This window comes from Paracoccus pacificus (assembly GCF_042680785.1).
In the GTDB taxonomy this organism is placed as follows: Bacteria; Pseudomonadota; Alphaproteobacteria; order Rhodobacterales; family Rhodobacteraceae; genus Paracoccus; species Paracoccus pacificus.
The window spans coordinates 99,650-118,623 of sequence record NZ_JBHUEN010000053.1; the positions used below are offsets into that span (position 1 = coordinate 99,650).

Annotated in this window: 19 protein-coding genes; 14 read left to right on the forward strand and 5 right to left on the reverse strand. The window is 65.6% G+C overall.

The features are described from left to right. Nucleotides 1–63: 63 nt before the first annotated feature. Nucleotides 64–714, forward strand: a complete 651-nt coding sequence (gene bioD, locus ACFSCT_RS18660) for a dethiobiotin synthase (RefSeq protein ID WP_379145308.1) — start codon at nt 64–66, stop codon at nt 712–714. After that, nucleotides 711–2,075, forward strand: coding sequence for an adenosylmethionine--8-amino-7-oxononanoate transaminase (locus ACFSCT_RS18665; RefSeq protein WP_379145310.1), 1,365 nt, complete (start codon nt 711–713; stop codon nt 2,073–2,075). The genes bioD and ACFSCT_RS18665 overlap by 4 nt, the downstream gene beginning before the upstream one ends. 75 nt (nt 2,076–2,150) lie before the next feature. Here the strand turns inward: ACFSCT_RS18665 and ACFSCT_RS18670 are convergent, their stop codons facing one another. Beyond that, nucleotides 2,151–3,581, reverse strand: coding sequence for a Glu/Leu/Phe/Val family dehydrogenase (locus ACFSCT_RS18670; protein ID WP_379145312.1), 1,431 nt, complete (start codon nt 3,579–3,581; stop codon nt 2,151–2,153). A 290-nt stretch (nt 3,582–3,871) separates the two neighbouring features. Between ACFSCT_RS18670 and ACFSCT_RS18675 the strand changes: the two genes are divergently transcribed. From ACFSCT_RS18675 to ACFSCT_RS18695, 5 genes are all read left to right on the forward strand, one after another. After that, nucleotides 3,872–4,540, forward strand: a complete 669-nt coding sequence (locus tag ACFSCT_RS18675) for a TetR/AcrR family transcriptional regulator (RefSeq protein ID WP_379145314.1) — start codon at nt 3,872–3,874, stop codon at nt 4,538–4,540. Nucleotides 4,541–4,791: 251 nt separating this feature from the next. After that, complete coding sequence (locus ACFSCT_RS18680; protein ID WP_379145315.1) at nt 4,792–5,121, forward strand: hypothetical protein; 330 nt, start codon at nt 4,792–4,794, stop codon at nt 5,119–5,121. 33 nt (nt 5,122–5,154) lie between these two features. Further along, nucleotides 5,155–5,454 carry an I78 family peptidase inhibitor gene (locus ACFSCT_RS18685; protein WP_379145317.1) on the forward strand — a complete coding sequence of 100 codons (300 nt, stop codon included), beginning with the start codon at nt 5,155–5,157 and terminating at the stop codon, nt 5,452–5,454. Between the two features lie 72 nt (nt 5,455–5,526). Next, nucleotides 5,527–5,901 carry a hypothetical protein gene (locus tag ACFSCT_RS18690; RefSeq protein WP_379145318.1) on the forward strand — a complete coding sequence of 125 codons (375 nt, stop codon included), beginning with the start codon at nt 5,527–5,529 and terminating at the stop codon, nt 5,899–5,901. A 31-nt stretch (nt 5,902–5,932) separates the two neighbouring features. Then, nucleotides 5,933–6,268 carry a DUF2794 domain-containing protein gene (locus ACFSCT_RS18695; protein WP_379145320.1) on the forward strand — a complete coding sequence of 112 codons (336 nt, stop codon included), beginning with the start codon at nt 5,933–5,935 and terminating at the stop codon, nt 6,266–6,268. On the opposite strand, the gene ACFSCT_RS18700 is transcribed toward ACFSCT_RS18695, so the two are convergent. The 4 genes from ACFSCT_RS18700 to ACFSCT_RS18715 form a co-directional block, all read right to left on the reverse strand. Further along, the gene (locus ACFSCT_RS18700) at nt 6,265–6,966 is read right to left on the reverse strand and encodes an HAD family hydrolase (protein WP_379145321.1); all 702 of its coding nucleotides are present in this window, start codon (nt 6,964–6,966) and stop codon (nt 6,265–6,267) included. The two genes, ACFSCT_RS18695 and ACFSCT_RS18700, sit on opposite strands and share 4 nt — an antisense overlap. After that, nucleotides 6,963–7,796, reverse strand: coding sequence for a crotonase/enoyl-CoA hydratase family protein (locus tag ACFSCT_RS18705; RefSeq protein ID WP_379145323.1), 834 nt, complete (start codon nt 7,794–7,796; stop codon nt 6,963–6,965). The genes ACFSCT_RS18700 and ACFSCT_RS18705 overlap by 4 nt, the downstream gene beginning before the upstream one ends. Then, nucleotides 7,793–8,728: an AEC family transporter gene (locus ACFSCT_RS18710; RefSeq protein ID WP_379145324.1), complete on the reverse strand. Its 936-nt coding sequence runs from the start codon at nt 8,726–8,728 to the stop codon at nt 7,793–7,795. The genes ACFSCT_RS18705 and ACFSCT_RS18710 overlap by 4 nt, the downstream gene beginning before the upstream one ends. A gap of 93 nt (nt 8,729–8,821) precedes the next feature. Further along, complete coding sequence (locus ACFSCT_RS18715; RefSeq protein ID WP_379145326.1) at nt 8,822–10,522, reverse strand: chloride channel protein; 1,701 nt, start codon at nt 10,520–10,522, stop codon at nt 8,822–8,824. A 98-nt stretch (nt 10,523–10,620) separates the two neighbouring features. Here ACFSCT_RS18715 and ACFSCT_RS18720 point away from each other — a divergent pair, with 98 nt between their 5' ends. The 7 genes from ACFSCT_RS18720 to ACFSCT_RS18750 all read left to right on the forward strand — a co-directional run bounded on the left by ACFSCT_RS18720 (nt 10,621) and on the right by ACFSCT_RS18750 (nt 18,912). Further along, a complete protein-coding gene (locus ACFSCT_RS18720; RefSeq protein ID WP_379145327.1) occupies nt 10,621–11,997 on the forward strand; it encodes an FAD-binding oxidoreductase in 1,377 nt (458 codons plus the stop codon). 198 nt (nt 11,998–12,195) lie between these two features. After that, nucleotides 12,196–12,954: a glycoside hydrolase family 25 protein gene (locus tag ACFSCT_RS18725; protein ID WP_379145591.1), complete on the forward strand. Its 759-nt coding sequence runs from the start codon at nt 12,196–12,198 to the stop codon at nt 12,952–12,954. A gap of 15 nt (nt 12,955–12,969) precedes the next feature. Further along, on the forward strand, nt 12,970–13,617 hold the full coding sequence (locus ACFSCT_RS18730) for a CPBP family intramembrane glutamic endopeptidase (protein ID WP_379145329.1): 648 nt from the start codon (nt 12,970–12,972) through the stop codon (nt 13,615–13,617). Nucleotides 13,618–13,675: 58 nt separating this feature from the next. Continuing rightward, nucleotides 13,676–15,451: an aspartate--tRNA ligase gene (gene aspS / locus ACFSCT_RS18735; protein ID WP_379145331.1), complete on the forward strand. Its 1,776-nt coding sequence runs from the start codon at nt 13,676–13,678 to the stop codon at nt 15,449–15,451. Nucleotides 15,452–15,553: 102 nt separating this feature from the next. Further along, nucleotides 15,554–16,927: a DUF1800 domain-containing protein gene (locus ACFSCT_RS18740; RefSeq protein ID WP_379145332.1), complete on the forward strand. Its 1,374-nt coding sequence runs from the start codon at nt 15,554–15,556 to the stop codon at nt 16,925–16,927. 6 nt (nt 16,928–16,933) lie between these two features. Then, complete coding sequence (locus ACFSCT_RS18745; protein ID WP_379145334.1) at nt 16,934–18,112, forward strand: DUF1501 domain-containing protein; 1,179 nt, start codon at nt 16,934–16,936, stop codon at nt 18,110–18,112. 83 nt (nt 18,113–18,195) lie between these two features. Beyond that, the gene (locus tag ACFSCT_RS18750; RefSeq protein ID WP_379145335.1) at nt 18,196–18,912 is read left to right on the forward strand and encodes a GNAT family N-acetyltransferase; all 717 of its coding nucleotides are present in this window, start codon (nt 18,196–18,198) and stop codon (nt 18,910–18,912) included. The last annotated feature ends 62 nt before the right edge of the window (nt 18,913–18,974 follow it).

The following is an 18,974-nucleotide window of genomic DNA, read 5'->3' on the forward strand; positions in this document are numbered from 1 at the left end:
CATCGGCCGTGGCGGCAGCGTCGCTTGCCTTGCCGGTCGCGCCGGGCACGGGGAAACCGTCTGATGAAATTCGTCATTTCCGGCACGGGCACGGATATCGGCAAGACGGTGCTGGCGGCGGGGCTGTGCCGCATGCTCGGCGCCGATTACTGGAAACCGTTGCAGACCGGCGTTCTGGCTGCGACCGAAGATGCGCCCGAAGATGCGCCCGAAACTGCAGGCGGCGATGCCGCGACGGTGGCGCGGCTTTCCGGTGCGCGGATATGGCCCGGCGCCCATGTCCTGCCCCAGCCGCTGTCGCCGCATCGCGCCGCCGAACTGGCCGGGGTCGATATCGACCTGCCCCGGCTGCGCGCGATCCCGCCGTCGCCACGGCTGATCATCGAGGGCGCGGGCGGGGTTCTGGTGCCGGTGACCCGGCAGCTTCTGTTCGCGGATCTTTTCGCGCAATGGGGTTTGCCGGTCGTGCTTGCGGCCACGACCGGGCTTGGCACGATCAGCCACAGCCTGACCGCGATCGAGGCGCTGCGGGCGCGCGGCGTGCCCATCCTCGGGGTCGCGTTCATCGGCGCCGAGGATGAGGACAACGTGGCGACCATCGGCCAGATCGGCCGGGTGCGGGTGCTGGGCCGGTTGCCGCGACTGGCGCCGCTGACGCCCGAATCGCTGGAACGGGCCATGACGGCGCATTTTGATGCAGGGGATTTCGAATGACGGACGGCGGTAACCATCACCACCATCATGACGGCTGCGGATGCGGCGCGGATCACGGCCATCAGGGTGAAAGCGTGATTGCCGCGCCCAAACCCGCCGGTGACGGCTGGCAGACCGGCGAAAGCCCGGTCTGGCGGCCCTTTACCCAGCATGCGACCGAACCGCCCGCGCCCGTCGCCACCCATGCCGAAGGCGCATTCATCACCACCGGGGACGGCCGCCGCATTCTGGACGGGATCAGCAGTTGGTGGGTGGTGACCCATGGGCACCGCTATGCGCCGATCATGCAGGCGATCCGCGATCAGTCCGAACGGCTGGATCAGGTCATTTTCGCGAATTTCACCCATGAGCCGGCCGAGCGGCTGGCCCGCGCGCTGGTCGAAATGGCGCCGGAGGGCCTGACCCGGGTGTTCTATTCCGACAGCGGCAGCACCGCGGTCGAGGTCGGGCTGAAGATGGCGCTGGGTTATTGGCACAACCGCGGCGCGGCCCGGCACCGGATCGTGGTGATGGAGCACAGCTATCACGGCGACACCATCGGCACGATGAGCGTGGGCGAGCGCGGGGTGTTCAACGCCGCCTACAACCCGGTCCTGTTCGATGTCGGGACGATCCCTTTCCCCACAGGCGACGGCCAGACCACGCTCGACGCGTTCGAGGCGCTTGCCGCTGCGGGCGACGTGGCCGCGCTGATCGTCGAGCCGCTGGTTCTGGGGGCGGGCGGGATGCTGATGTACGGCCCCGACGTTCTGGCGGGGCTGCGGCAGATCTGCGACCGCCACGGCGTCCTGCTGATCGCGGATGAGGTGATGACCGGCTGGGGCCGGACCGGCAGCCTGTGGGCCTGCGATCATGCGCAGATCAGCCCCGATATCCTGTGCACCTCGAAGGGGTTGACCGGGGGCAGCGTGCCTTTGGCCGCCACCCTTGCCAGCGAGCCGGTGTTTCAGGCCCATTACTCGACCGATCGCAGCCGGACGTTTTTCCATTCCTCCAGTTTCACCGCCAATCCGATCGCCTGTGCCGCCGGGCTGGCCAATGTCGAGGTGTGGCGGACCGAGCCGGTCGCCGCGCGTATCCGCGACGTGGTGCGGATGCAGGCGGGGCATCTCGACCGGCTTGCCCGGGACCCGCGGTTCGAAAACCCGCGGCAATGCGGGACCATTACGGCGATCGACATGAAGGTCGGTCAGGCGGGCTATCTGGCCGATGCCGGCCCGCGCCTGCGCGCCCATTGCCTTGCCCAAGGGGTGCTACTGCGACCGCTGGGCAATACGGTTTACGTGCTGCCGCCCTATTGCGTCTCATCGGCCGATCTTGATCTGGCCTATGACGCGATCGCGACGTTTCAGCCCGAGTAAAAATCAGCCGGGACGAAAAACGGGGCCGCAACGGCCCCGCGTATATTTCCCGGCTCCGACGTCGCCACCGGCCCCCTAAATTCCCAGCGCCTGATAGCTTTGCGCGATGCGGCGGATCGAGACGATATAGGCGGCGGTGCGCAGGTCATCGACCTTTTCGTCATTCTGCCAGACCTCGGCCATGCTTTGGAACGCCCCGCGCATGGTGTCGTCAAGGCCCGAACGGACCAGTTCCAGCTCGCTCGCCCCTTTCAGATATTTGTCCTTGAAGCCGGCCGACAGCGTCCAGCCCAGACCGCGATCCGCCGACAGCCGTTCCAGCTCGTTGACCAGCAGGCGGTGGCGGGCTTCCTGTTCCCGCCGCTCCATCCGGCCAAAGCGGATATGGGTCAGGTTCTTGACCCATTCGAAATAGGACACGGTCACGCCGCCCGCATTGGCATACATGTCGGGCACGATCACCACGCCGCGCTTTTTCAGGATCGCGTCACCTTCCGAGGTGATCGGGCCGTTGGCGGCCTCGACGATCAGCCGGGTCTTGATCCGCTCGGCGTTCTCGGCGTTGATCACGCCTTCGATCGCGGCCGGGATCAGGATGTCGCATTCGGTCTCCAACGCCTCGAGGCTGTTCTGGGTATAGCTGGTGGCACCCGCGAAACCGTAGACGCCGCCGGTGGTGCGCAGGTGCTCATACAGATCACCGATGTGAAGGCCATCGGGGTTGAACACCGCGCCGTCGCGTTCGGCCACGGCGATGATCTTGCAGCCATCGTTGTCCGACAGGAATTGCGCGGCGTGAAAGCCCACGTTGCCAAGCCCCTGCACGACGATCTTCTTGCCTTCCAGCGCCCCGCTCAGCCCGGCCGCCTTCATCGCCTCGGGGTGGCGGAAGAATTCGTGGATCGCGTATTGGACGCCCCGACCCGTCGCCTCGACCCGGCCAGCGATGCCGCCGAAGGACAGGGGCTTGCCGGTCACGCAGCCGCGCGCGTCGATGTCGTCGGGATGCAGGCGCTTATAGGCATCGGCCATCCACGCCATTTCCCGTTCGCCCGTGCCCATGTCGGGGGCAGGGACGTTCTGGCTGGGCGAGATCAGGCTGCGGCGCGACAGCTCATAGGTGAAACGGCGGGTGATCCGCTCCAGCTCATCCTCGTTGTATTCGCGCGGATCAATCCGCAAACCGCCCTTCGAGCCGCCGAAAGGCACCTCGACCAGCGCGCATTTATAGGTCATCAGCGCGGCCAGCGCCTCGACCTCGTCCTGATTGACCGACATGGCATAGCGGATGCCGCCCTTGACGGGCTCCATATGTTCCGAATGGACCGAGCGATAGCCGGTGAAGGTCTTGATTTCGCCGCGCATCCGGACCCCGAAGCGCACCGTATAGGTGGAGTTGCAGACCCTGATCTTTTCCTCGAGCCCCGGGGGAAGATCCATCAGGCTTGCCGCACGCGTGAACATGATATCGACTGAGTCGCGGAACGAGGGATGGGTGGCAGCCATGGTGGGTCCTTTCGGTCATTGCCAACGCAGCGGATGCCCCGACAATCGGTTCAGAATTGTCTGGTGGCAACCGCCAAATTGACCGAAACGCCGCCGGCCATGCCGGCAATTCGACGAGAAAGGTCGTAAAACATACGATTTCTGATGCTATTACGACATAAATCCGCCTATCTGCACGGGTCGTGTGCGGTCGATATGCGTGCGCACTTGGCACATTGCCATTTGCATGTAATGACTAGATTAATGAGTGTGTTCACCTCATTTTGAGGTACGTTTCTTGGGATTCTGTAATGCGTGATGAAGCGCCGGTTAATAGAGGACGCAAGTTTCAACAGGTAATTCATGGCGCGCGCAGGGTTTTTCTGCGCGACGGTTTCGAGGGCGCGAGCGTGGATGAAATCGCCCGTGTCGCCGGCGTCTCCAAGGCCACGCTTTACAGTTATTTCCCCGACAAGCGGCTGATGTTCCTGCACGTCTTTCGGGAAGAGCTTGCCAACTGCTTTGCCGACAGCAGCATGCTTCTGACCATCGAGGCGCCCCCCGAGGTGATATTGCCGGCGGTCATGCGTCTGGTGGCGGATCATATCACCTCGGATCAGGGTGTGAGTATTTACCGGGTTTGCATTGGCGAGGCGGCACGTTTCCCCGAAATCGCCAAGGCATATCACGACGCCGGGCCAAAGCGGCTTTGCCGCCATCTGGCCTGTTATCTGCAAGGCGCGGTCGACCGGGGCGAGCTGATCATTCCGGATGTTGAAATTGCCGCCGCGCAATTGCTGGAGCTGGCCGCGATCGAAATCCGCAATACCGCGAATTTCCAGGGTCCGACGCGGGTGAACCCCGAGCGGATGGAGGAAATCTGCCGCGCCGGGATGCAGATGTTCATGTCCTGCTATGGGGCGGCCAACGCGATGCGGCATCCGCCCAGCAGGTTTCAGGGACAGTCGGGACGGTCCTGATCGCCGGTGGCACCTGCCACCGCGCCCATCCCATCACCGCCAGCCACCGTAACCGACCGGCAGGGGTGCGCCCCAACGGGGCGGTGATTTTTGGCAACGCTATGTGCGGCTTGCGCCATGATCCTGTTACACGCGGGGTTTTACCGGCGGCGGATTGCGGATATGTTGCGCCACAAGCTTAGCCTGATCCGACCCGACCGGCGGCCTGCCTTGTGCTGCCGATCACCCGATCGACCAATGATGGACCGAACATGAACGCGAAAACCCCTGCTGTTATTGCATTGTCGCTTCTGACCCTGGCTGCCTGCACCCCGAACACGCCGCCGACGGCACCGGTTCCCGCCGCGCCGATGCCCGTCGCGCAGGTCAGCGGGCTGGAGGAGCGTGAGCCCGATGCCTGCCGCGCCAAGGATTACACCTCGGCCCTGTCCAAGCCGGGAAGCGTGATCCCGACGCTTGGGGTGACCCGCGACTACCGGGTCGTCGAATACCGGGGAATCGAGCCGCAGGAATACGACCCGCTTCGGATCGTGTTCCGTCTGGATCAGGCCGGCAACATCTATAACATCGACTGCGGCTGATCCTGTCACCGCCTCATCTGAAGGGACCTTCAAATGACGAAATTCACCGTTCCGGCCGCGCTTGCCGCCGTTGTCGCCCTTTCCGCGTGCGAGCCGACCGCGCCGACGACCACGACGGTCGTCACCGGCCCGGCCGCGACGGATACCTGCAACATGCGGGCGGCCTATGGGCTTTTGGGTCAGCCCAGCACGGCGCTGACCACGGGTGTGCTGCCCCCCGGCACGCTGATCGTGACCTTCGATGGCGCGGGCCGCGCCGCCGACTATAACCCGCAGCGGCTGATCGTCGAGCTTGACCGCAACGGCAAGGCGGCGTCGCTGCGCTGCGGCTGATCTGCCGGTAACGATCGGGGCGCGTCCGGGGGCAACCTTGGGTGCGCCTTTTTGCTTTAAGGGGGTAGGGCAGTGACACAAGACGCCGAAATCTTCTATCGGACCTATGTCGGGCGCGAACGTCAGCCGCTGACGCTGAGCTTCACCGAATACCGCCGTTGGTTGGACAACATCCGCGCCGATGCGGGGCTGATGGCCGCGCTGGACCGTCTGGCCACAGGGGCCGAGCCTTACGGCGATTTGGATGAGGGCGACGCCCGGATTTTCCCCGGCCGCGTGTTCCCCTATGCGGCTGAGGTGAGGGCCAAGCTCGACTGGCTGGAACCCCGCGCGCAGCATGTGCTCGCCGGCGCGCTATTACCGCAGCTTTGGACCGATCTTGGCTTTGCGGGCGATGCTTCGGCTGACATGCGCGCGGGCAAAGCGGCGCACCACCTTTCCTGTTGATCAGCGCCGGCGAAACTGTCACGCTTTCGCCATGATAAACGCAAATTCGCCGCTGCAATTCGACCCGGATCGCGTCGTCTTTGACCGGACCGAGTTGAATGTTATCCTTTCAGTCTATGGAAAGATGGTGGCGGCGGGCGAATGGCGCGATTATGCGCTGGCGTTTCTGCGCGATGTGGCGGTGTTTTCGGTGTTCCGCCGCGCGGCCGAACATCCGATCTACCGGATCGAGAAGCGGCCCCGGCTGCGCAATGCCCAAGGGGCCTATGCCGTCATCGGCATGGACGGGCAGGTGCTGAAGCGCGGCCACGACCTGCCGACTGTCCTGCGGGTTCTGGAACGCAAGCTGATCCGGGCGGTGAACTAGCCTATCGCACCGATCAGCGGCGGCAGGTCCGCAAGCCGGTCAATGCGGGCGAAGCGCTCTGCGCCGGGTTCGGGCTCCTCGGCATGTTCGTGTGACCAGGTCAGCGCGTGGGGCACGAAAACGCCCCAGCCGCCCGCCGCGATCGCCGGCAGCACATCCGATTTCAGCGAGTTGCCGACCATGGCCGCGCGTTCCGGCCCGTCTCCGTGGCGGGTGAAGATGCGGGCATAGGTGTCGGGCCGCTTGTCGGCGACGATCTCGACGGCATCGAAATGATCGCCAAGGCCCGAGGCGGCCAGCTTGCGTTCCTGATCGAACAGGTCGCCCTTGGTGATCAGGACCAGCCGATAACGACCGGCCAGCATTTCCAGAACCTGCCCCGCGTCGGGCAGGGTGTCGACCGGGTGGGCCAGCATATCGCGGCCGATCTGCAGGATGCGCGCGATCAGCGCCGGGTCGGCCCGGCCGCCGGTGACCTCCAGCGCGGTTTCGATCATCGACAGGGTAAAGCCCTTGATGCCATAGCCATAGACGGCAAGGTTCCGGGCCTCGATCTGATACAGCCGTTCGGTCGTTGCGGCGACGGGCAGGTGGTCGGCCAGCAGATCGGCCAGATGCGCCTCGGAGTTGCGAAAGAACCGCTCATTTTCCCACAGCGTGTCATCGGCGTCGAAACCGATCGTGGTGATCCGGCTCATCGCCGACCCGATTTGGCCTCACCCGATTTGGCCTCACCCGGCTTGATCTTGACCGCCACGCCGCGTGCAAAGGCATCAAGGCGGCTGCGCGCTTCGGGCTGGGTGTTGACCACGCCCGCCACGCAGGCTTCGGCATAGGCGGCGTCCAGCGCGGACATGTTCTGCATATGCGAGATGGCCGAGCAGATGGCGAAATTGGTCAAGGGCAGGTTCTGGGCGGCACGGTTGGCCAGTTCCATCGCCAGGGTTTCGGTGTCTTCGACCAGATATTGGCACAGGCCCACATCGACGGCCTCTTGCCCCTGATACAGCCGCCCGGTCAGCATCATGTCGATCATCCGCGCCTTGCCGATCAGATCGCGGACCCGGATCGTGGCGCCGCCGCCGGTGAACAGCCCGCGCTGGCCCTCGGGCAGGCCGAACCATGTCTGCGGGCTGGCGACGCGGATATGGGCGGCGCTGGCCAGCTCCAGCCCGCCGCCGACCACCGCGCCCTTGAGCGCGGCGATGATCGGGACGCCGCCGTATTCCATCTTGTTGAACGCCTCATGCCAGCGCAGGCAAAGCTGCCAGAAATCGGCCGGGCTGCGGTCGGCGTCGTGATGTTCGACCAGATCCAGCCCGGCGCTGAAATGATCGCCCTCGGCCCGCAGCACGCAGGCGCGGACACCGGCGCCGGGAAGGGTCGAGAAGATTTCGATCAGCTCCTCGATCGTCGCGCTGTCCAGCGCGTTGCGCTTGGCCGGACGGTTCAGGCTGACCACGGCGACGCCCTGTTCGGTCAGCGACAGGGCGATGTTCTTGGGCGACAGATCGTTGACGCGTTTCACGGCAGACCCCCGGTTATCCAGTGAATGACGAATGGTATGGTCACGATGCTGGCGGCGGTCGAGATCAGGATGGTGGTCGAGACCCGCTGCATGGCGACGTTGAAATGCTGTGCCAGAATATAGACGTTTCCCGCCACCGGAAGGGCGGCGGCGGCGACCATGACCCCGGCGGCAAAGGGCTGCACGCCGAAAATGCCGAATGCGGCGATGCCGACAGCCAGCGGGTGCAGCGTCAGCTTGGCGAAGCTCAGCCATATCGCCGGCCCGATCCGCGAGGCGCTGCGCGCCACCAGACTCGCCCCGATGGCGAAAAGCGCGCCGGGTGTTGCGGCGGCGCCCAGCAGATCCAGAAACTCGACCAGCGGATCCGGCAAAGGCAGCCGCAGCCACGCCCACACCAGCCCCGCCGCCATCGAGATGATCATCGGGTTGCCGACCAGCCCCTTCAACAGCGGTGCGACGGTGCGCCAGCCGATGGGCCCCCGGCCGCTGCCCGAGATGATCAGGGTGATCAGCGTGGAAAACACCAGCAGATCGACGATCAGCACCATCAGCACCGGCCCGACGGCCTGCGGCCCCAAAAGCACGACCAGCATCGGCACACCCAGAAAGCCGGTGTTTCCGATCACGCAGCAATGCGCCTCCATCGCCATTTCGGGCAGGGACAGCCCGCGGGCACGTGCCACCGCCATGCCGATCAGCCAGACCGTCAGCGAGCCCCCCAGATAGGCCATGACGAAGGCGGGGTCCCACAGACTGGTCAGATCGAGCGCGGCCGAAAACCTGAACAGCATCGCCGAAAGTGCGAAATAAAAGACGAACTTCGTCAGCCACTCGGTCGCGACGGGTGGGAAGAACCTGATCCGGGCGGCGAACCAGCCAAGCGCGATGATGGCAAAGAATGGAAGTGTTTTCAGGAATATGGGAAGCATATCTAATAAAAAACACCAATTGCCGCCAGCCATTGTCCCGCCCGACGCCCGATGCAAAGCATTCCCGGCCGATACATGCAAGGCGCGGCCATGCTATCCATGCTCTTCGGCGGCGGTTTCGGCCAGCGCGCGGTTGATCGCCGCCAGCGTATCGACATGAAACAGCACCCCGATCAGCGCGGCCTGCCCCGAGGGGTCGCGCCAGGTCACCGGAAGCACCGGCTGGCCGCAGCGGTCGAACTGGCGCAGCGCCTCGGACAGGCTCGCGGTGTCGCGCAACACCTGCCCCTGCGCGATCATCCGGTCGATCTCGGCGCGCGGCGGGGCCTTGGGCGTGTCCACCTCCTTCATCACCGACCCGACAAGGATCCGTTGCGGCAGCCAGTCCTGCGGCCCGTGGGTCACGCGCAGACCCCGCCGTTCCAGTTGCAGCATGAAGAATGAGCGGTGGACGAGCCGAGAGGACACCGCCGTCGACAGCGACACGGCGGTCAGCACCGCCAGGCCGGTCTGCCAGCCGCCGCTCAACTCGAACACCATCAACGCGGCGGACAGCGGCGCGCCGAAGACCGAGGCCCCCACCGCGGCCATCCCGGCAAAGGCATAAAGCGCCTCGGTGCCGGCGAAACCGGGCAGGATATAGGTGAACATCTTGCCGAACATCAGCCCGGCCACCGCGCCCAGCGTCAGGGCCGGCGCCAGAATTCCCCCGCCCATGCGGCCACCCATGGTGATGGCCGTCCCGACCAGCTTGGCGGCGACCAGCGCCGTCGCCAGCGCCAGCGCCATGCGCCCGGTCAGCGCCGATTCGATCGTCTCGGTGCCGATGCCGATCACGTCGGGAAAGGCGATCGCCAGCAGGCCCAGCATCGCCCCCGCCGCCATCGGCCGCAGCCAGCGCGGGCCGCCGACGGCGCGCTGCGCCCGGCCGAACAGCGCGTCCGAGGCCAGAACGGCCCACATCAGACCGGCCGCGATGATACCGCAACCGATGCCGGTGGCGATGAAGGCGGGGAATTGCACCGCAAAGCCGGCATCGGAAACCGCGGGCGGGTCGAATTGCGTCGTGTTGCCGAAAACCAGACGGTAAAGCATGGTTCCCGTCACGGCTGCGATGGCGACCGGCGACAGGGTCCGCACGGACAGGTGGCGCAGGATGACCTCATGCGCGAAGATCGCCCCGGCAAGTGGGGCGTTGAAGCTGGCCGCGACCGCGCCGGCCGTGGCGCAGCCGAACAGATCGCGCGCCGACATCGGGTTCATTTTCAGCCAGCGCGAGACGAAGGTCGGAATGATCGCGGCCAGATGGATGATCGGCGCCTCGGGGCCGGTGGCGCCGCCGGCGGTCAGGGTGACGACCGACGCCACGCTGGAGCCGAGCCCCGCCCTGACCTCGACCTGGCCGCGCCCGACCGTGGCGCCCTCGATCACGTCCGAGACGGTGCGGGCGCGGGCGTCGGGGGTGGTGCGGTCAAGGATGATGCCGGTCAGCATGCCGCCCAGCATCGGCACGAACAAAAGCCACCACCACGGCACCAGCCCGGTCAGCAGCGCCGATTTAAGATCGTCCGCCCCGTACAGAAGCTGTGCCAGCCCGGTCAGCGCCAGCCGGAACGCGATCGCGGCCAGCCCGCCGCCGGCCCCGATCAGAAACGCCAGCGCCCAGAACCGCAGCTCGACCGGGCCCTGATCGCGCAGTTGCGCGGCCGCCTGCCGGCCCTGCCTGCGCAGCCAGCGGGTGCGGCGCGCAAGGCGCAGGTGTCGGGCGCGACGGTCGCGGATCGGATCGGTCATCAGGCGCTTTCGGCTGGGTCGGCGTTTGCCCGCTATGCGAAGCGCCGCCGTCAAGATCAAGTCTGGATTTGCGCCGCGCCGCGTGCTTCAACCCTTTCATGGGCCAAGCCGATGTCGAAACCGCGATTTCCGAGCTGCGCGACCTTTTGGGGCCGCGCCTGTCGGTCGCGCGTCCCGACCGCGAGGCGCATGCCGGGTCCGAGACCTGGCACAGCGCCGCGCCCCCCGATGCCGTCGCATGGCCGGAATCGACCGCCGAGGTCGCCGCGATCCTGCGCATCTGCTACGCCCGTGACCTGCCGGTGATCGCATGGGGCACCGGCACCTCGCTGGAAGGGCATGCGCTGGCGCCGCTGGGGGGCGTCTCGCTTGATATGTCGCGCATGGACCGGGTGCTCGAGGTCCGCCCCGAGGATATGCTGGCCGTCGTGCAGCCCGGCGTGACGCGCGAGGCGCTGAATGTGGAATTGCGGGCAACGGGGTTGTTCTTTCCGGTCGATCCGGGCGCCAATGCCAGCCTTGGCGGGATGGCGGCCACGCGCGCCAGCGGCACCACCACGGTTCGCTATGGCAGCATGCGCGACAACGTTCTGGGCCTTGAGGCGGTGCTGTCCGACGGCCGGATCATCCGCACCGGATCGCGCGCGGCCAAATCCAGCGCCGGCTATGATCTGACCGCGCTGCTGCTCGGCTCGGAAGGCACATTGGGCATCATCACCGAACTGACCCTGCGTCTGCACGGCCAGCCCGAGGAAATCGCCAGCGCGGTCTGTGCCTTTCCCGGGCTGGACGATGCGGTGAACTGCGTGATCGCCACGATCCAGTCGGGCATACCGATGGCGCGGATCGAATTCGTCGACGAGGCGACGGCGCGCGCCTTCAACCTTTATGCCGGCACGCAATTGCCGGAAAAGCCGCATCTCATGATCGAATTCAACGGCTCGGCCACCGGTGTGGCCGAAGACGCGGCCCGTTTCGGCGAGATCGCGGCCGAGTTCGGCGGCGTGGATTTCGACTGGACCACCTCGCCCGAGGCGCGCGCCCGGCTGTGGAAGATGCGTCACGGCGCCTATCCCGCCTGCCTTGCGCTGCGTCCGGGCGCGACCGCGATGGTCACCGATATCTGCGTGCCGATCAGCCGGTTGGCCGAAGCGGTCGCCGAAACCCGCGCCGATATCGACGCCGCCGGCATGCTGGGCCCGATCCTCGGCCATGTCGGCGACGGCAATTTTCACGCCATCCTGCTGATCGACCCCGACCAGTCCGAGGATCTGGCCCGCGCCAAGCGCATCTCGGCCCGGCTGGCCGAACGGGCGCTGCGGATGGGCGGAACCATCACCGGAGAGCATGGCGTCGGCATCGGCAAGCGCCATCTGATGCAGGCCGAGCATGGCGAGGGCTGGCAGGTGATGGGCGCGATCAAAGAGGCGCTGGACCCCAAGAACATCCTGAATCCGGGCAAGCTGGTCCCGTGACAGGCGGTTCGGCCGGCGACCCGGCCGGCGCCCCGGCCAATGACCCGGGCCGCCAATGTTTGACTTTCTGACCAATTCGTGACCGTTCCGGACCCACGCCAGCGTGACTTTTTGTGACGAACGGGTGATAACGACGAAAAGAAAAAACCAAGGGGCAGTGCAGTGAAACGGTTTCTGACCATATGCAGCATCTTTCTGATGCTTTTCGTCGCGGCCTGCGGTCGCAGCCCCGCACGGGTCTCGGGTGGTCCCGGCGGGTATGTCGGCGGCGCGGTCCCGCAGATTTCGGATTCGAAACCGCATGTCTGGGTCGGCGGACACCCGTATAACAATCAGGTCCACGGCATCGACGTGTCGAAGTATCAGGGCAATATCGACTGGAACCGCGCGCGCGAGGCCGGGGTCAGCTTTGCCTTCATCAAGGCGACCGAAGGCGGCGATCACCGCGATACCAGCTTTCCGCGCTATTACGCCGAGGCCGCGGCGGCCGGGATTCCGCGCGGCGCCTATCATTACTTCTACTTCTGCCGCTCGGCGCAGGAACAGGCGGCGTGGTTCATCGCCAACGTGCCGCGTCAGCGGGGCGCGTTGCCGCCGGTTCTGGATGCGGAATGGACGCCGACCTCGCGGACCTGCCGCACCCGCCCCTCGCCGGCCGAGGTTCAGCGCGAGCTGAACACATGGCTGACCATCATCGAGCGGTACTATGGCCAGCGCCCCATCGTTTACACGACGGTCGATTTCTATCGTCACAACAACCTTGGCCAGCTTCAGGCGGAATTCTGGCTGCGGTCGGTCGCCGGTCATCCCAGCAAGGTCTATCCCGGTCAAAGATGGACGTTCTGGCAGTATTCCGGGACCGGGATCGTGCCGGGCATTCGGGGGAACGTGGATCTGAACACCTTTGTCGGTGACGCGCAGACCTGGCGAAGCTGGTTTCAGCGCCGTTCGCAATAGCGACCGGATCGCCGCATGAGGTTCACGGACCGGCGTTCATGGCTTTGGGCGGAATTCGTCTGCCTTTTCGTGCTGACGCCGGTCGTAATCGCCGTTTTCATGCCGCCGCGCGCGATGTTTCTGGCGCTTTTCGCCTTCAGCCTCGCCGGGTTGGTGCTGTTGTGGCGCACCGGCGGCTTTGACTGGCGCGGGCTGCTGCGCGGCTGGCGACGCATCCCGTGGGGAAAGGTCGCGGCGGTCGGGCTGATCGTGCTAGTCTCGGGGTGGATCATCCTGTCGATAAACCGCCCGCAAAACCTGTTCAGCTTTCTGCTGACCGACCCGGCGCGGATGCTGCTGGTCTGGGCGTTTTACCCGTTTCTGTCGGCGCTGCCGCAAGAGCTGATCTTTCGGGTCCTGTTCTTCCACCGCTATGCGGCGCTGTTCCCGCAGCGGCGCCCGGCGATACTGGTGAACGCCGCCATATTCTCGCTTGCGCATCTGATGTACTGGTCGCCCATCGTCGCGGTGCTGACCTTTCTGGGCGGCATCGTCTTTGCCCGCGGCTATCTGGAACGCGGCTTTCCGACCGCGTGGCTGATGCATGCGGTGGCGGGCAATGTGCTTTTCGCCGTGGGGATGGGTGTATATTTCTATTCGGGCAACGTCGTCAGACCGTTCTGAACCTTGACTTCGCCGGTGTGAAGCGGTTGATGCAGGACCGACGAAAAGGGGACCTGCCATGAACGCCTATCGCAGCCATACTTGCGGCCAGTTGACCGCCGCCGATGCCGGGACCGAGGTCCGTCTTTCGGGCTGGGTGCACCGGGTGCGCGATCATGGCGGGGTGCTGTTCATCGACCTGCGCGATCACTATGGCATCACCCAGGTCATCGCCGACAGCGACAGCCCGGCCTTCGCCACGCTGGAGAAGCTGCGGGCCGAAACCGTGATCCGCATCGACGGCCGGGTCAAGCTGCGCGATGCGGCGCTGGTCAACCCGAAGCTGCCCACCGGCGAGATCGAGGTCTATGCGACCGATGTCGAGATCCTCGGCCCCGCCGACGATCTGCCGCTGCCGGTGTTCGGCGAACAGGACTATCCCGAGGAAACCCGGCTGGCGTACCGGTTCCTCGACCTGAGACGCGAAAGCCTGCACAACAACATCATGCTGCGCTCGCGCGTGATCCGGTCGATCCGCAACCGCATGTGGGACGCCGGGTTTACCGAGTTCCAGACCCCGATCATCACCGCCTCGTCGCCCGAAGGCGCGCGCGATTTCCTTGTCCCGTCGCGCCTGCATCCGGGCAAGTTCTATGCCCTGCCGCAGGCGCCGCAGCAGTTCAAGCAGTTGATCATGGTCGCGGGTTTCGACCGCTATTTCCAGATCGCCCCCTGCTTCCGCGACGAGGATCCGCGCGCCGACCGCAGCCCCACCGATTTCTATCAGCTCGATGTCGAGATGTCCTTTGTCGAGCAGGAGGACGTGTTCAACGCCATTCAGCCGGTCATTCAGGGCGTGTTCGCGGAATTCGGCGGCGGTCGTCCGATCAACGCCGACTGGCCGCGCATTCCCTATGCCGAAGCGATGCTGAAATACGGCAGCGACAAGCCCGACCTGCGCAACCCGATCGAGATGCAGGTGGTCAGCGATCATTTCCGCGGCGGCGGTTTCGCCATTTTCGCCAAACTGCTGGAGCAGGAAGGCACCGAGGTCCGCGCCATTCCGGCACCGACCGGAGGCAGCCGCAAATTCGCCGACCGCATGAATGCCTTCGCGCAGAAAGAGGGTCTGCCGGGCATGGGCTATATCTTCTGGCGCAAGGCCGAGGATGGCTCGACCGAGGCCGCCGGCCCGATCGCCAAGGCGCTGGGCGACGGCCCGACCGAGGCGATCCGCCAGCAGCTTGGTCTGGGCGAGGGTGACGCGGCGTTTTTCCTTGGCGGCAAGCCCGAGACCTTCGAGGCCGTCGCCGGCCGCGCGCGGAACGAGATCGGGCGTGAGCTTGGCCTGACCGACGAGAACCAGTTCAAATTCGCCTGGATCGTCGACTTCCCGATGTATGAAAAGACCGACGAGGGCCGGATCGACTTCAGCCACAACCCGTTCAGCATGCCGCAGGGCGGGCTTGACGCGCTGTCGGGCGATCCGCTGGCGGTCAAGGGCTATCAATACGATCTGGCCTGCAACGGCTATGAGTTGATTTCGGGCGCGATCCGCAACCACAAGCCCGAGATCATGTTCAAGGCTTTCGAACTGGCCGGTTATGGCCATGATGAGGTCGAAAAGCGCTTTGGCGGCATGGTCAAGGCGTTCCGCTATGGCGCGCCGCCGCACGGTGGCTGCGCGGCGGGCATCGACCGCATGGTGATGCTGCTGGCCGATGAGCAGAACATCCGCGAAGTCATCATGTTCCCGATGAACCAGCGCGCCGAAGACCTGATGATGGGCGCGCCGAGCGAGCCGACCGGCGAGCAGTTGCGCGAATTGCGGTTGCGGGTTTTGCCAAAAGAGTGATCGGCCCCGGGGGCTGACCTCGGCGCCCTTACATATATATTGTAACCCGTGTCAGCGGGCGTCGAACGCCTGCGGCAAAGCGAAAGCTGGGCGGGACAAGACATGTCGATCGGTTATCCTGAAATCGCGGCGATCCGGCTGGGTTACGGCCTGTCGCCGCTGATGCCGCCGCCGGCCGGCCCCGAAGAGGTGCTGGCCAGCGCCGCGCGGACGGGGGCGGGGCCAGCAGCCATCACCACCCGGCGGGCGCATGAAATGCGGCTGGAATATCAGAAAGTTGTCCGCGGCATGGGGCCCGGCAAGGAAAAAACCCCCGAATTCGTGGAATTGCGCAACGGGCTGAGAGAGCTCGGCTATCTTCAGCTTCAATCGCGTCTGGCCCGGGCGGCGGCCGAGCCGGTGGGTTTCGGTGAAAGGCTGGTGAACTTCTGGGCTGATCATTTCACCGTGCGGATCGACAACCCGGCAATGGAGGCGATGGAAACCGCCTTCTACGACACCGCCATCCGGCCCAAGGTCAACGGCCGGTTCGCGGATCTGCTGTTCGCCGCGATCACGCATCCGGCGATGCTGACCTATCTGGATCAGGTCAACAGCATCGGGCCGAACTCGCGTCAGGCGGTGGCGCAGGCGCGCAAGGGGCGCAAGGTCGGTCTGAACGAAAATCTGGCGCGCGAGCTGCTGGAGCTGCACACGGTCGGGGTCAACAGCGGCTATACCCAAAAGGACGTCCGCCAGTTGGCCGAACTGCTGACCGGGCTGACCTATGAGCTGAAATCGGGCGAGAATTTCGTGCCGCAGCGGTCCGAGCCGGGCGCCCAGTCGGTGCTGGGTGTCAGCTATGGCGGCGGCAAGAAAGCTAGTCTCGACGATATCCGCGCGGTGCTGGACGATCTGGCGGTCCGCCCGGATACGGCCGATCATCTTTCCTGGAAGCTGGCGGTGCATTTCGTGTCCGACAACCCTGATCCCGACCTGATCAAGGCCATGTCGCAGGCATGGAAGGATACCGGCGGCGATCTTCCTTCGGTCTATCGGGTGCTGGTGAACCATCCGGCGCTGACCGCGCAATTCCGCCAAAAAGCACGCCAGCCGTTTGATTTCATTGCGGCATCGCTGCGCGCCCTGGGGATGAACCGGGCTTCGGTCATGGCCATCGAATCGCGGAGTTTCCGCAACATGATCTTTCGTCCGATGACCGCGATGGGTCAGGCCTGGGGCCAGCCGATCGGGCCGGACGGCTGGCACGAAGAGGCCGAGACCTGGATCACGCCGCAGGCGCTGGCGGCGCGGATAAGCTGGGCGATGCGCATGCCGTCGCGTCTGCGCGAGAAATTGCCCGACCCGCGGTTGTTCATGAACACGGCGCTTGGCGCAACCGTTTCCGAGCCTTTGGCATGGGCGGTGCCGAAATCGGAATCGGTGACCGAGGGGATCGGTCTGGTCCTCGCCTCGGCCGACTTCAATCGGAGATAGCGCAAGATGATCGTCAATCGCAGGCTTTTTCTGAAGGGATCGGCGCTGATCGGCTGTTCGCTGGCCGCGCATCCGTTTATGTCCACCGTCACCATGGCCGCCGCGCCGGGCGAGAACCGGCTTGTGGTGATCGTGCTGCGCGGTGCGATGGACGGGCTGGATGCGGTTCAGCCATGGGGCGACCCGCTGTTACGCAAATTGCGCCAGAACCTGTCGGTCGGACCTCAGGGCGGGGCGACGGATCTGGACGGGTTTTATGCGCTGCACCGCGAACTGGCGCCGTTGTTGCCGCTGTGGAAGGCCGGGCAGCTTGGCTTCGTGCACGCGGTTTCGACGCCTTACCGGGACGAGCGCAGCCATTTCGACGGGCAGAGCATGCTCGAGGCCGGCACCGCGAACGACATGATCGCCGAGATGCGCAAGGGCGGCTGGCTGAACCGTCTGCTGACCGTGATGCCCGACCCCGAGGCCGAGACCGCCTATGCGATCGGCAATGAGGACATGCTGATCCTGTCGGGCGAGGCTTATCGGAAAAGCTGGGCGCCGAACACGAAATTCACCATCTCACCGCAGGCGCAACTGTTGCTGGACCGCGCCTACGAAGACGATCCGCTGTTCCGCAAGGCCTCGGCCGAGGCCGCGACCATCGCCGCGAACAGTCCCGAAATCGCCGGTGCAGGCGGTCCGACCGCGGCGGCTGCGGCGCTGGGCGGGTTTGCGGCCGACAGGATGAACGGCCGCACCCGGATCGCGGCGTTTTCGCTGTCGGGGTTCGACAGCCATGCCGGGCAGGAAGCCGTCCTTGGTCGGGCGCTGGCCAATCTGAGTGCGGCCGTTCTGGCCCTGCGCGATGGGCTGGGCGCGAACTGGGACAAGACCACCGTCCTTGCGATGACGGAATTCGGCCGCACCGTCCGCGAAAACGGCTCGGACGGCACCGACCACGGCACGGCCGGGGCGATGTTGATGGCGGGCGGCGCCATCAAGGGCGGCAAGGTCTTCGGCAAATGGCCGGGACTGGGCGAGGGCAATCTTTACGCCGACCGCGACCTGTTGCCGACGCGGGATGTCCGCGCCTATGCCGCCTGGGCGATGGCGGGGCTTTTCGGCATTCCGCGCAATGCGCTGGAAACCGTGGTGTTTCCGGCCCTCGACATGGGCACGGATCCGGGCATTCTGGCCTGACGGCCGCCCGGCGTTTCCGCCGCCGGACTTGTGTCCGCCCCGGCATGCCGCCATTCTGGGCGGGCTGATCATGGGGGGCGGGAATGGAAACGCAAACTGGCGATGGAACGCGGCATGGCGCTGAACGTCCGGTCGGCCGGTCCATTGCGGGCTGGACAGCGGTGCCGAGGCCCGGGCCGGACCGGCTTGACGGGCGCTATGTGTCGCTGGAAAGGCTGAACGCCGCGCGCCATGCCGGTGATATATTCGCGGCGAACATGGGTCAGGACTGGGTCTGGGATTATCTGGGTTACGGCCCCTTCGCCCGGGTCGAGGAATACGCCGCGTGGCTGGACGGCATGGCCCAAAGCCAGGACCCCTTTTTCTATGCGCTGATCGACAAGGCCGGGGCCAAGACCGGCGGTGTCGCGTCCTATCTGCGGATCGAGCCCGGCCATGGCGTGATCGAGATCGGCCATATCGAGATCGCGCCGTTCCTGCAGCGGACCCGCGCCGCGTCCGAGGCGATCATGCTGATGGTGCGCTGGGCCTTTGAGAACGGCTATCGCCGGGTAGAGTGGAAATGCGATGCGCTGAACGCACCCTCGCGCCGGGCGGCTGAACGCTATGGCTTTGCGTTCGAGGGCGTGTTCCGCAACCACATGATCATCAAGGGCCGCAACCGCGACACCGCCTGGTTTGCGATGACCAGCGAGGATTGGCCGGCGATCCGCGCCGAGTGGGACCGCTGGCTCGACCCGTCGAATTTCGACGACACCGGCCGGCAGTTGACGCCGTTGCGGGTTTCGTCCGGGGCCTGACACCGCCAAGCCGAAACCCGGCCGGGGCCTGACCGCGGCAAGCCGAAACCCGGCCGCTGCCA